Below are 12,970 nucleotides of genomic sequence, written 5' to 3' on the forward strand. Positions count from 1 at the left end.
AAAAACTCATTTACATAGAAAAACCTCTCCATGCCGGAGAGATTTTTCTAAAATCATTAAAGCATTTCTTTTACTTTACGAACAACGTTCTCTACAGTAAATCCATACTCTTCCATAATCTTCTCACCAGGAGCAGAAGCACCGAATGTATCGATACCTAACACATCTCCTTCAAGACCTACGTAACGGTGCCATCCGAATGTAGCACCCATTTCGATTGCGAAACGTTTTGTTACTGCTTTTGGTAATACAGATTCTTTGTACTCAGCAGTTTGAGCTTCAAAGCGATCCATAGATGGCATGCTGACAACAGATGCGTCAACACCGTCTACTGCTAATGCTTTTTGAGCCTCAACAGCTAGACTTACTTCTGATCCAGTTGCAAGTAAGATTACATCAGCTGTTTCTTTCTTGCTTGCAGAAACTACATATGCACCTTTTGCTACTTTTTCATACGTATCGTCTTTTGCACCTTCTAATGTTGGAAGATCTTGACGAGTTAATACTAAAGCAGTTGGTTTGTTTGTAGATTCTAGAGCTAGTCTCCAAGCCGCAACAGACTCGTTACCGTCAGCTGGACGAATAACAGATACATTTGGCATTGCACGTAGCGCCGCTAATTGCTCGATTGGTTCATGTGTTGGACCATCTTCACCAACAGCGATACTGTCGTGTGTGAATACATACGTTACCGGCAATTGCATTAATGCTGCAAGACGAATTGCTGGACGTAAGTAGTCAGAGAATACGAAGAACGTACCACCGTAAGTTTTTAAACCACCATGTAGTGCAATACCGTTCATTGCTGCACCCATTGCGAACTCACGTACACCGTACCAAATGTTCTTACCGCTGTAATCATCTCTTGTAAAGTCTTTTTCGTTATTCATGTATGTTTTGTTAGAACCAGCAAGGTCAGCTGATCCACCGAAGAATGATGGTACAGATTCTGCAATTGCATTAATTACAGCACCAGAAGAATTACGAGTTGCTGCTTTTGATCCTAATTCATAAGTTGGTAAGTTTTGCTCCCAACCTTCTGGAAGTTGACCGTTCATTGCTGCTTGGAATTCGTTTGCTAATTCTGGGTATGCTTGTGCATATTCACCTAGCATCGTGTTCCACTCTGCTTGCGCAGTTTCACCAACATCTTGTACTGTTTTACGGAAGTTGTCGTATACTTCTTCTGCTACGTGGAAGTCTTGCTCAGCAGTCCAAGCATATGCTTCTTTCGTTAATTTTGTTTCTTCTACACCTAGTGGAGAACCATGTGAAGCTGATTTTCCTGATTTGTTTGGAGAACCGAAACCAATTGTCGTTCTTACTTCAATTAGCGTTGGGCGTTTTTCGTCAGCTTTCGCTTCTTCGATTGCTTTTGCGATAGCTTCAATATCGTTTCCATCCTCAACACGGATTACTTGCCATCCGTATGCTTTGTAACGATCTTCTACACTTTCAGAGAATGAACGATTTAAATCGCCATCTAATGAAATATCGTTTGAATCGTAAAGCACGACAAGGCGACCTAATTGTAAATGAGCAGCTAATGAAGATGCTTCAGCAGAAACGCCTTCCATTAAATCTCCATCACCACAAATAGCGTATGTATAATGATCTACTACATTATACGCATCACGGTTATATTTAGCAGCTAAATGTCTTTCAGCCATTGCCATACCTACAGCAGTTGCAATACCTTGTCCAAGTGGACCAGTCGTTGCATCTACACCAGCTGTATGACCGTACTCAGGATGTCCTGGAGTTTTGCTTCCCCATTGACGGAAGTTCTTTAAGTCATCCATTGTTACATCATAACCAGATAGGTGAAGTAGGCTGTATAATAACATTGAACCATGACCTGCAGATAATACGAAACGATCACGGTTAAACCACGTTGGGTTATTTGGATTGTGTTTCATAAATTGAGTCCATAATGTATAAGCCATTGGTGCTGCACCCATTGGCATTCCTGGGTGACCAGAGTTTGCTTTTTCAATCGCATCGATGGATAATGTGCGAATCGTGTTGATAGAAAGTTGTTCGATTGAATGTGACATGCTATTCTTCCCTTCGCTTATATTAGTAAACGTTTTATACATTTATATGATAGCTTCCCACGCAAGATTATACAACATGTATCGACAAATATGTTGATGTTTTTTTGATTTTTTATAAAAAAATCAATGATTCCGGGAATGTATAGGCATTCAATATGACATACTTTTTCATTATTTTTATTTTAAAAAGAAAGGGAATTATCTGTATATTTATACAGATATACAAAATTCTTCTATACTAACTTTTTAACCCGCTTGTGAACTACCCCCACTTAACATGATTATTATCTACTTTCATTGTTATACCAAACTTTACCTCTTATAAGACTGATTATAGCAGGGGCGAAATAAATGGGAAAACCAAATGTTTGGTTACGCCAAACCGAAATCCATCTCCCACCTACCGCTAGGCTATCGTCTTTCACACGCCCCAGGAAGGAGATTTCTTTCGGATAATGCGTTAAAAATACCAAAAAACATCTACATTCGATGCTTTTCAAATCAGTTAAACAATCCGTTTCCGAATCGAACTTGAAATAAAATCAATGATAATGACCATTAAAATGATGCCCAATAAAATAATTCCCACGCGAGACCAATTACGTGAACTCAGCGCAAAAATTAGGGGCGTACCAATACCACCTGCTCCAATAACACCTAAAATGGCAGCGGATCGTACATTAATTTCGAACCTGTATAATGTATACGATAGAAAATCTGGTAATACTTGTGGCAATACTGCATACCAAAGTATTTGGAACCGGTTTGCGCCTGTAGCTATTAACGCCTCTGTCGGCCCCTTATCTATATTTTCAATTCCTTCTGAATATAATTTCCCTAACATTCCAATAGAGTGTAATCCTAAAGCTAGAACGCCGGCAAAAGAGCCTGGTCCAACAGCCTTTATAAATAAAAGGGCCATAACTAATTCAGGAAATGTACGAACAAAACTAAGTACAAATTTCCCAGTTCCTGAAGTTAGTTTTCCACTGCTCATATTCGTCGCCGCCCAAAAAGCAAATGGAACAGATAAAAAGGCAGAAATAAATGTACCCAATATCGCAATTGCCAACGTATCAATTAAACCATGTAATAAATCTTCACCATCTGGCAAAGATACATACGCCCAATCTGGATTCAATACACCTGTCATAATTGCTTTTGTAATTTCTCCTGCCGTATCCTTAATTCCTTCTAGCGGTACTCCTGAAAAAGCCCATACGTAAACAAATGTAAGTGCTATAAAAATAAACAAGCGATACACACTCGGTTTCTTCGGTTTTGGTACGATTATCGTCGTTTTACTCATTATAATTTCTCCCGCAACAATGTACTTACATAATCAATTAACAATACAACAACAAGGGTATAGATAATAATAGATGCAGTTTGCTGATATTGTAAAAATCCAAGTGTACGATCATAGTATAATCCAATACCACCTGCTCCTACTAAACCTAACACAGCTGCTGCACGTACGTTCACCTCAAATGTATACAGAACATAAGAGACAAAATGCGCTTTCACTTGCGGAATTACTCCATAAACAATCCATTGCACTTTATTTGCTCCTACTGCTGTCATCGCCTCTAAAGGACCTGGATCAATTGATTCAATTGACTCATACAACAATTTCGCCACGAGCCCAATCGAGAAAAAAGTAAGAGCCAGAATACCTGGAAGTGGCCCGATTCCAAAAATCGCCACGAAAATTGCCGCTAATAATAAATCTGGTATCGTTCGGATAAAATTTAATATCATTCGAGCTGGACTGTATAAAAATGTACTAGTAAATACATTACTTGCCGCAAATAGTGCCAGTGGAATAGCTAAAATCGCACCTAAAGTCGTCCCAATAATCGCCATACGTATTGTATCTAACATCGCTGTTGTAATAACTTGAAAATAACTCCAATCTGGCGGCACCATCTCTTTTAACAAATCCATCATATTAGGAAAACCAACTACTAGTTTTGACAATGATGCATCGACCTGTACACTACTTCCCCACAACAGTAAAATGACTAGAACAGCCGTTAACATATGTTTCAACTTACTCGGTGGCTTCGGTATCGATTTCGAATATATCGTCACGTCATTCATTTAACTGCCACCTCTAACAATTCACTTTTCTGTACTACGTCACCATAAATTTCAGCAAACTTTTCATCCGTTGCCTCTTCTACTAAGCCATCAAAAACAATTTCTCCTGCATGTAATCCAATAATGCGCGTCGCATATTGCCTAGCTAAATCAATAGAATGTAAGTTTACAATTGTTGTAATTCCAAAATCTTCATTAATTTTCTTCAAATCATCTAATACTTGCTTTGTTGTTAGCGGATCTAACGATGCAACAGGTTCATCTGCCAATATGATTTTTGCTTCTTGCGCCAACGCTCTAGCAATCGATACACGTTGCTGTTGTCCTCCTGATAATTCATCAGCACGCGCATATGCTTTTTCTAAAATATTTACTCTTTTTAACGATTGAAAAGCAAGCTCCAAATCTTCTTTCGGAAATAGACCTAACGTTGTACGCAACGTCGAATGATACCCAACACGGCCAGCTAATACGTTCTTTAATACTGTTGATCGCTTTACAAGGTTAAAACTTTGAAAAATCATACCAATATCCCGGCGCATGCGGCGTAATCCTTTCCCTTTCGCAGCCGTAATAGACTCACCTTCAATCATGATTTCTCCTTCTGTAATCTCATGAAGACGATTTACCGATCTTAGAAGTGTAGACTTTCCAGCTCCGGAAAGCCCTACCATTACAACAAACTCACCTTTTTGAATTTTCAAGTTTATATTATTCAATCCTTTTGTACCATTTGGATACACTTTGGAAACATTTCGAAACTCTATCACACATCTTACCTACCTTCTATGTATTCAAAACGGCAAACTAACTGAAAACATACCTTTCCAGCTAGTTGCCATTTCCATATGTATTATTGCGTTTTTACTTTCTTTCCATATTCACGAACGATATCAAATTTACTATCATCAGATTTAACATATCCTTCATGTGAATATACTTCTTTAATGATTTTGTGACCTTCCTCATTCTTTCCAATTTCAATGAAAGCATCCTGTAATTTCTTGCTCCACTCTTCATCTAAATCAGAGCGTACCGAAATCGTATCGTTTGGAATTTTCTCCGTAAATTTCACTATTTTCGTTTGATCGAATATATTCGGATAATCTTTTTTTACAATATTACGAGCATCTTGGAATACAACAGCTGCATCTACATCACCATTTAAAAGAGCAATAAGCGACTGATCGTGACCTTTTAATGTAACAGGTTTCACATCTTTTAACGGATCAACGCCCTCTTTTAATAGTACAGCCGCAGGCCACACATATCCCGCTGATGACGTTACATCTTGATAGCCAATTTTTTTACCTTTTAAATCTTTTACACTATTAATATTTGAATCTTTCTTAACAACAAACTCAGATTTATAAAAGTCTACTAAGTCCTTTGTAGGAGCTCCCGTTTCATCATCTACGCCAAAACGTTGCGCTTGTAAAATTACGTTTGCTGCCTTTTTCTCATGTGCTAACACATACGCTGTTGTGGGTAAAAATCCTACATCTACTTGCTTAGATGCCATCGCTTCTACAATTGTATTATAATTCGTTGAAATACTAACTTTTACTGGAATATTTAACTTATCACTTAATAGCTTCTCAAGTGGTTTTGCCTTCGCCTCTAACGTATCTGCATTTTGAGAAGGAACAAATTGAACATTTAAAGTCTTCGGTACATACCCTTTTTTCGTATCTTCATTTTTACTTGCGCTTGATTCCTTCGTTCCACAGCCACTTAACAAACCCGCTGCTAATACAACTGTTGTGCTCATTGCAAAAACTTTTTTCAACATGTTAATGCCTCCATTTTTCATTGTTATAAAATAACCTTTCATAAACATGAAGAAATATATCACACATTTTTACAAATAATTGATTATTTACAGAATCTTTACATATTCTATACACTCACATTAAAATTCTCTCCATATATTTGATATGCTTAATCAGTAGATAATAATAGAAAAGGTGAATGATATTGAATCAAAATCAAATTGTAACTTTAAACATCCTATTAACAAGTGATATACATGGTACTGTTTATCCAATTCACTACCAAGATAACTCTCCAGCAGAAATTGGTTTAGCTAAGATTTCTACTCTTATAAAAAAAGAACGGTCCCAAAATAAAAACGTTCTTTTAATTGATAACGGTGACTTCATACAAGGAACACCATTTACTTACCATTACGCTACATACGAAAAAGATAAGAAAAACCCAATGTCATTAATAGCAAACTATTTACGTTATGATGCTGCAGTGATTGGGAATCATGAATTTAATTATGGAATGGATGTATTAAACAATGCTATTTCTACTGCAAACTCCCCATATTTATCAGCAAATATTTTAGACAAAAGCAGTAAAAAACCTTATTTTGGGAAACCATATATAATAAAACATATTGAAGCAAATATAAAAATTGCTATTTTAGGGGTGACAACGCATTATATTCCAAATTGGGAACAACCCCATCACATTAAAGACTTGCAATTTGAAGATGCGTTAGAAACAACAAAAAATTGGGTTTCTTACATTCACGAACATGAGAAACCAGATTTACTAGTCGTAGCGTATCATGGGGGATTTGAACGCGATTTACAAACTGGAGAACCGACTGAAGTTTTAACAGGCGAAAACCAAGGGTATGCTATGTGTCATGAAATTGAGGGCATAGATATTTTATTAACAGGCCATCAGCACCGAGAAATGGCTCAAACAGTGGGTAATGATGTAACAATTTTACAGACTGGATGTAATGGACATTCAGTTGGAAAAGTAACTGTAACATTTGAAAAAATGAAACAAGAGTGGGTAAAAAAAGAGAGTCATTCAGAACTATTGACTGTGCAAGAAATCGAGGCAGATCCAGATGTTCTTTACTTGGTAACCGATTATGAAGAGAAAACACAAAAATGGCTTGATCAACCTATTGGAACCATCCACGGTGACATGCAAATTTCAGATGCTATGCAAACTCGTTTGCAAGACCATCCTTTTATTGAATTCATAAATAAAATACAGATGGATATAGCTAATGTTTCTATTTCTTGTACAAGCTTATTCCATAATACATCTCCAGGTTTTCCGACATATGTAACAATGCGTGACATCGTTTCTAATTATATTTATCCAAATACATTAAAAGTAATTAGAATAACTGGAGCTGATATAAAAGATGCTCTCGAACTCTCTGCTTCTTATTTCACATTAAAAGAAGATGGAACCATCATCGTAAACCCTAGCTACATAGAACCAAAACCGCAACACTATAATTACGATATGTGGGAAGGAATTTCGTACGTATTAAACATTTCCAAACCAATTGGCGAAAGAGTAGAATCTTTACAGCATAAAGGCACTCCTCTTAATATGAGTGAAGAATATGACGTCGTTATGAATAATTATCGCGCGAGCGGCGGAGGGAACTTCTTTATGTTTCAAAATAAGCCCGTAATAAAAGATATACCAACAAATATGTCTGAACTTATCGCTAACTATATATTGAAGCATAAAAAGATAGAAGCAACAGTCAATAACAACTGGAAAGTTATTAACTAACGATTATAATAAATAAAAAAGATGGGCTTCGCCCATCTTTTAGTTTAATTTTGCATTATCTTGCTTTTTTAAAGCTTTTAATTTCGCCGGTGTAACATCAGTACCTTGTTCGTTAACGACTTTAATTCCTTTTAGTTCGTTTAACATATTTTGACGAAATCCTTTTAAATATTGTTCACGTAGCGATTGACGCTCACGTTGTTCTTCTTCAGTTAAACCTTCAGCTTTTGCTTTTTTCGCTAAGAAGTTAATGCGTTCAACGAGTTCGTGACTAAGCATCTCGAATCCCCCTTCTACTCAAAACTGATTATTATCATACAATAGTTACTCTTCTTTATCAAGCAATTGCTTTGTATACTCTACATATCTACGATGTACCGTCGCTTTTGAAACATTATGGCCAAAGCCACGTAGTGTTGCTGCAATTTCTTCGAAAGTAAGTTCACTCTTACGCAAACGTACAATTTCCTCAATTGGCACTTCTTTCTTCTCTCGTCCTACACTTAAATGACGATTCTTTAAATTATTTTCTGGACGATAGCCTTTTTCTACTGCTCGTTGCATACCACGTTTAATTTTTAAATTATGAATCTTTCTTTGATACTCTTCAACAATACCAATAATATCTAATACCATTGAATCAGAATCCGACAATTGCAATTCACCATTATGTGTATGCGTATATACTTTTATTCCTTCTTTATGTAAACAGTGCATTAACGCAATCTTTGCATTCCCCCTACCAAGGCGCGTTTCATCTTGTATAAGTAGCACATCAATTTGTTCGTCTCGAATTGTATCTAGCACTTCTAATATGCCGTCACGTTCAATTGTATAGCCACTAGCCTGCTCTTCAATCACCTTAGTAACATTCATTTGATAGCGCTCCGCTAAATGCAATAATTCATCTTTTTGACGTAATAATGATGTTTCTTGCGCTTCTTTTGTTGTACTCACACGCGCATAAATAATTGCATTCATTATGAACCCCTCTTTCTCACTATAATTTCCCTTTAGTGTAACATAAATTCGCCTTTTGTTCGAACTTATGTTTGTAGAATGTTTTTTCACATGTTATACTTATTAATAAGAAAAATGAAAGAAAACGAGGTGTTAGAAAACATGGAAAAGTTAACGAAACGCCAGCAAGACATTCTCGACTTTATTAAGCTAAAAGTACAAGAAAAAGGATATCCACCTTCCGTACGTGAAATTGGTCAAGCAGTCGGCCTCGCTTCTAGTTCTACAGTGCACGGACATTTATCAAGATTAGAAGAAAAAGGATACATTCGACGCGATCCAACAAAACCACGCGCAATTGAAATTTTAGGTGAAGACCGAATGGATACAGAAACACAATCTGTTATTCAAGTTCCAATTGTAGGGAAAGTTACTGCTGGATTACCAATTACAGCAGTCGAAAGCGTTGAGGAACACTTCCCTCTTCCAGCTAGCATTGTCGCAGGAGCAGATCAAGTGTTTATGTTACGTATTTCTGGAGATAGTATGATTGAAGCTGGTATTTTCGATGGAGATTTAGTTGTTGTTCGCCAACAACAGTCTGCATATAATGGTGAAATTGTAGTCGCTTTAACAGAAGATAATGAAGCAACTGTGAAACGTTTCTATAAAGAAAAAGACCATTTCCGTCTACAACCGGAAAACTCTTCATTAGAACCTATCATTTTAAAGCAAGTGTCAGTTATCGGTAAAGTAATTGGCGTATATCGTGATTTACATTAAGAATATAAAAGAAGATAATTACCTTATTTATACGGTAATTATCTTCTTTTTTTGTATTTTGATAGATTTTCACACATTCTATTTCTTATGAACGCGTTTCAATCGTCACATCGCCCGCAGCTGTTTTACCGCTAATCTTTTTACTCCCATTACCAATCGTTACGTCTTTATTTTCTTCATTAAAAATTGTTACATCCCCGGCAGCACTTTGCCCAGTAATTACCGCATCTTTTGGTTTTTCCGATAAAGTAATATTTATATCTCCCGCAGTTGAACTTGCTTCTAGATTGTACTTAGAATCATGATCTAGAATATTTATTTCCCCACTGGTCGTTTTTGCAGTCACTTTCCCTATTACTTTTTTAAAGTTTACTTCACCAGCTTTTGTAGATCCCTCCACATTCTTAGTCGTTACATGTTTCAAATCCACTTCTCCAGTAAGTGTTCTAGCACTTACACGGTCACTTTTCACATCACTTATTTCAATTTGTCCAGCAGATGAATTTACTTTTACATCTTGGTAAGAGCGTTCAGGCACAAGGAGAGTCAATGTAGACGTTTGAAACCTAAAATCGTAAAAAGAAAAATCAAATAAAGCATCTTTTTCTCTTTCCCCAATGATTTTTAATGTGTCACCATCTTCAGTAATACGAATCTCTTGTTTACGAGCATCTCCTGATTGCTTTACATAAAAAGAAGCGTCAGGAGATTTTTGGACAACAATATCCCCGACATCTAACTTAACTTCTATATTTTTTAGTGTTTCATTTTTAATTTTATCTTCTTTGTTTCCTTCTTCTGCAGCTTGCACTGCTTTTTCATATGTTTGTGAAATCCCAATTACTCCAATAATGATACAAGCGATTGCTACTAACAATATTTTTTTCATCATCTACTCCCCTTTTATCATTTTGAAATTCCATATGACATAACGTACACAAAGCCTTTTAAACCACTTCGTACTATAATAAGCAATCATACATAACAACAAACCTACTCCAACAAAAGTTATACTAACAAATAAATCTAACCATATAAAAGTACCCATAAATACTTTTCCAATTACGAAAAATGGTGTCACTACACTAGCAATCCCACCGACCCAAAAAGAAAATATAAAAGCAATAATTGCAACTAACGGGCCTAACACAATAATGAAATTAAACAAACTAAGTCCAATCGCCGCCATGACAGCTCTTGTCACATTTGAAGTTGATGGATCTTTTTTCATTTCATCGAAACGATACATCGCAAGCAATTCTTTTGCAATTACTTTCGGAGAACCAAGCCCCTTTATTATTTCCGATTCAGTTTTCTCCTCTTCTATCCCAAACTGAAAATGCTCTTCATAATCAAATAAAATATCTTTTCTCTCTTCGTCCGGTAACTTTCTAAGGTGACTTGATAATTCCTTAAGAAACTGTTCTTTACTCATCCCATTCCACCCCTTCAATAATTTCTTGTACACCTTTCGCAAAATCACGCCACTCTGTTACTAACAAATTCAGTTGCGTTTCCCCTTGCTCAGTTAGTTGATAATATTTGCGAGGTGGTCCTTCCGTAGATTCTTTTAAATACGTTTGAAAATATCCTTCCTTCGTTAAACGGCGTAATAAAGGATATACTGACCCTTCCGATATTAAAAATTTATTTGAGATTTGCTGAACAAGTTCATAACCGTAACAATCCTTACGTTTCACAAGTGCCAGTACACACAGTTCTAACACACCTTTTTTAAACTGAACGTTCAAGTGCAATCCGCCTTTCTCATTTCAGTACTGTTCAATACACGGTACCTTCCTTATCCATAATATACCACTTAGTACTATTTATTGCAAGGTACTATATTTTTAAACACTCGAACTTCAGTGTTAAACATATCCAATACCGAACACAACATATCATACAATTTTTTAAACCCATAGATATTACGCATGTTACTTTTACTTATCCACCCTTTTGGAACACAAAGTAATTCGAATTTCACCACGTTACATTAAAGATATGGAATAGAAATTCAAATACCGTCATATTTTTTCAGGCATCTATTCAATTCATTTCAACTAACACCTATATTGTCGACAAATAAAAAAGCCCTGATACCGTAGTATCAGGGCTTCCTCACCTCTTAGTATAGAGACATATATTGATCGCGTTCCCATTGGTGAACTTGCGTGCGGAAAATATCCCACTCAATTTCCTTCGCTTCGATGAAGTGCTCAAGTAAGTGATCTCCTAATGCGTTACTAATTACTTCATTAGATTGTAATGTAACTAAAGCTTGCGCTAATGTTGCCGGTAAATCAACGATACCTGCTTCTTCGCGCTCTTCTTTTGTCATTACGTAGATGTTACGATCTACTGCAGCTGGTGGAGTTAATTTGTTTTTAATTCCATCAAGACCTGCTGCTAATAATGTTGCCATTACTAAATATGGGTTTGCAGCTGGGTCAACACTACGTACTTCTACGCGTGTGCTAATACCACGAGATGCAGGGATACGTACTAATGGACTACGGTTTTGTGCAGACCACGCTACATAACAAGGAGCTTCGTATCCAGGTACTAAACGCTTGTAAGAGTTTACAGTTGGGTTTGCTACCGCTGTAAATGCTGGTGCGTGTTTTAAAATACCTGCGATGAAGTGACGAGCGTCATCACTTAATTGTAAGTCACCGTTTTGATCATAGAATACGTTCTCACCATTTTTGAATAGTGATAAGTTACAGTGCATACCTGAACCGTTCACACCGTATAATGGTTTTGGCATAAATGTTGCGTGTAAACCGTGTTTACGAGCAATTGTTTTTACAACAAGTTTGAATGTTTGAATGTCATCACATGAACGAATTGCATTTGCATATTTGAAGTCAATTTCGTGCTGCCCTGGAGCAACTTCATGGTGAGACGCTTCAATTTCAAAGCCCATTTCTTCAAGTTCAAGAACGATATCACGACGACAGTTTTCCCCTAGATCCATCGGCGCAAGGTCGAAGTATCCACCGTTATCGTTTAATTCTAATGTTGGATTTCCTTTTTCATCTACTTTGAATAGGAAGAATTCCGGCTCTGGTCCAAGATTGAAATCTGAGAATCCTAAAGCTTCCATTTCTTTTAATACACGTTTTAAATTGTTACGTGGATCCCCTTCAAATGGAGTGCCATCTGCATTGTAAATATCACAGATTAATCGAGCTACTTTACCTTTTTCAGCTGTCCAAGGGAAAATCACCCAAGTATCTAAGTCTGGATATAAGTACATATCAGATTCTTCAATACGTACGAAACCTTCAATAGAAGATCCATCAAACATCATTTTGTTATCAAGAGCTTTTGTTAATTGGCTCACTGGAATTTCTACGTTTTTAATTACTCCTAAAAGGTCCGTAAATTGTAAACGGATATACTTTACATTCTCTTCTTTCGCCAAACGGAAAATATCTTCTTTTGTGTACCTAGCCATTATAAATTCCTCCTTAGTCCCTCTAAACACCTTCAGAATCAGT

The 12,970-nt window shown here is 36.5% G+C and carries 13 protein-coding genes; 2 read left to right on the forward strand and 11 right to left on the reverse strand.

Features of this window, described 5'->3' with window-relative positions:
* Positions 1-56: 56 nt before the first annotated feature.
* From tkt to ACTFRN_RS01125, 5 genes are all read right to left on the reverse strand, one after another.
* On the reverse strand, positions 57-2,057 hold the full coding sequence (gene tkt, locus ACTFRN_RS01105; protein ID WP_000019767.1) for a transketolase: 2,001 nt from the start codon (positions 2,055-2,057) through the stop codon (positions 57-59).
* A gap of 505 nt (positions 2,058-2,562) precedes the next feature.
* Positions 2,563-3,366, reverse strand: a complete 804-nt coding sequence (gene phnE, locus ACTFRN_RS01110; protein WP_000047890.1) for a phosphonate ABC transporter, permease protein PhnE — start codon at positions 3,364-3,366, stop codon at positions 2,563-2,565.
* Positions 3,366-4,160 (reverse strand): phosphonate ABC transporter, permease protein PhnE, encoded by a 795-nt coding sequence (gene phnE, locus ACTFRN_RS01115; protein WP_074540617.1) that lies wholly within the window; start codon positions 4,158-4,160, stop codon positions 3,366-3,368. The genes phnE (ACTFRN_RS01110) and phnE (ACTFRN_RS01115) overlap by 1 nt, the downstream gene beginning before the upstream one ends.
* Positions 4,157-4,930 carry a phosphonate ABC transporter ATP-binding protein gene (gene phnC / locus ACTFRN_RS01120; protein ID WP_000569254.1) on the reverse strand — a complete coding sequence of 258 codons (774 nt, stop codon included), beginning with the start codon at positions 4,928-4,930 and terminating at the stop codon, positions 4,157-4,159. The genes phnE (ACTFRN_RS01115) and phnC overlap by 4 nt, the downstream gene beginning before the upstream one ends.
* Positions 4,931-5,013: 83 nt before the next feature.
* Entirely contained in the window at positions 5,014-5,952 is a 939-nt protein-coding gene (locus ACTFRN_RS01125) for a phosphate/phosphite/phosphonate ABC transporter substrate-binding protein (RefSeq protein WP_088106454.1), read from the reverse strand.
* Between the two features lie 185 nt (positions 5,953-6,137).
* On the opposite strand from ACTFRN_RS01125, the gene ACTFRN_RS01130 reads away from it, so the two are divergent.
* Entirely contained in the window at positions 6,138-7,721 is a 1,584-nt protein-coding gene (locus ACTFRN_RS01130) for a bifunctional metallophosphatase/5'-nucleotidase (RefSeq protein WP_074568237.1), read from the forward strand.
* A 39-nt stretch (positions 7,722-7,760) separates the two neighbouring features.
* Here the strand turns inward: ACTFRN_RS01130 and ACTFRN_RS01135 are convergent, their stop codons facing one another.
* Together ACTFRN_RS01135 and ACTFRN_RS01140 are read right to left on the reverse strand one after the other, a co-directional pair.
* On the reverse strand, positions 7,761-8,000 hold the full coding sequence (locus ACTFRN_RS01135; protein ID WP_000948565.1) for a DUF896 domain-containing protein: 240 nt from the start codon (positions 7,998-8,000) through the stop codon (positions 7,761-7,763).
* A gap of 45 nt (positions 8,001-8,045) precedes the next feature.
* Positions 8,046-8,702 carry a YneB family resolvase-like protein gene (locus ACTFRN_RS01140; protein ID WP_000991471.1) on the reverse strand — a complete coding sequence of 219 codons (657 nt, stop codon included), beginning with the start codon at positions 8,700-8,702 and terminating at the stop codon, positions 8,046-8,048.
* Positions 8,703-8,843: 141 nt separating this feature from the next.
* Here ACTFRN_RS01140 and lexA point away from each other — a divergent pair, with 141 nt between their 5' ends.
* Positions 8,844-9,464, forward strand: a complete 621-nt coding sequence (gene lexA, locus ACTFRN_RS01145; RefSeq protein ID WP_000413738.1) for a transcriptional repressor LexA — start codon at positions 8,844-8,846, stop codon at positions 9,462-9,464.
* An 85-nt stretch (positions 9,465-9,549) separates the two neighbouring features.
* Here lexA and ACTFRN_RS01150 read toward each other — a convergent pair whose 3' ends face one another.
* The 4 genes from ACTFRN_RS01150 to glnA form a co-directional block, all read right to left on the reverse strand.
* Positions 9,550-10,356, reverse strand: coding sequence for a DUF4097 family beta strand repeat-containing protein (locus ACTFRN_RS01150; protein ID WP_088106453.1), 807 nt, complete (start codon positions 10,354-10,356; stop codon positions 9,550-9,552).
* On the reverse strand, positions 10,357-10,899 hold the full coding sequence (locus tag ACTFRN_RS01155) for a DUF1700 domain-containing protein (protein WP_088106452.1): 543 nt from the start codon (positions 10,897-10,899) through the stop codon (positions 10,357-10,359).
* A complete protein-coding gene (locus ACTFRN_RS01160) occupies positions 10,892-11,215 on the reverse strand; it encodes a PadR family transcriptional regulator (RefSeq protein WP_001102620.1) in 324 nt (107 codons plus the stop codon). The genes ACTFRN_RS01155 and ACTFRN_RS01160 overlap by 8 nt, the downstream gene beginning before the upstream one ends.
* A 377-nt stretch (positions 11,216-11,592) precedes the next feature.
* Positions 11,593-12,927 carry a type I glutamate--ammonia ligase gene (gene glnA / locus ACTFRN_RS01165; RefSeq protein WP_000135330.1) on the reverse strand — a complete coding sequence of 445 codons (1,335 nt, stop codon included), beginning with the start codon at positions 12,925-12,927 and terminating at the stop codon, positions 11,593-11,595.
* Positions 12,928-12,970 lie beyond the last annotated feature (43 nt).

The sequence above is a fragment of the Bacillus cereus group sp. MYBK245-2 genome, assembly GCF_051916145.1.
GTDB lineage: Bacteria > Bacillota > Bacilli > Bacillales > Bacillaceae_G > Bacillus_A > Bacillus_A pacificus.

Coding starts and splice junctions, on each gene's coding strand:
- tkt (WP_000019767.1), bottom strand. CDS start 2,057: ATGTCACATTCAATCGAACAACTTTCTATCAACACGATTCGCACATTA.
- phnE (WP_000047890.1), bottom strand. CDS start 3,366: ATGAGTAAAACGACGATAATCGTACCAAAACCGAAGAAACCGAGTGTG.
- phnE (WP_074540617.1), bottom strand. CDS start 4,160: ATGAATGACGTGACGATATATTCGAAATCGATACCGAAGCCACCGAGT.
- ACTFRN_RS01125 (WP_088106454.1), bottom strand. CDS start 5,952: ATGTTGAAAAAAGTTTTTGCAATGAGCACAACAGTTGTATTAGCAGCG.
- ACTFRN_RS01135 (WP_000948565.1), bottom strand. CDS start 8,000: ATGCTTAGTCACGAACTCGTTGAACGCATTAACTTCTTAGCGAAAAAA.
- ACTFRN_RS01140 (WP_000991471.1), bottom strand. CDS start 8,702: ATGAATGCAATTATTTATGCGCGTGTGAGTACAACAAAAGAAGCGCAA.
- lexA (WP_000413738.1), top strand. CDS start 8,844: ATGGAAAAGTTAACGAAACGCCAGCAAGACATTCTCGACTTTATTAAG.
- ACTFRN_RS01150 (WP_088106453.1), bottom strand. CDS start 10,356: ATGATGAAAAAAATATTGTTAGTAGCAATCGCTTGTATCATTATTGGA.
- ACTFRN_RS01155 (WP_088106452.1), bottom strand. CDS start 10,899: ATGAGTAAAGAACAGTTTCTTAAGGAATTATCAAGTCACCTTAGAAAG.
- glnA (WP_000135330.1), bottom strand. CDS start 12,927: ATGGCTAGGTACACAAAAGAAGATATTTTCCGTTTGGCGAAAGAAGAG.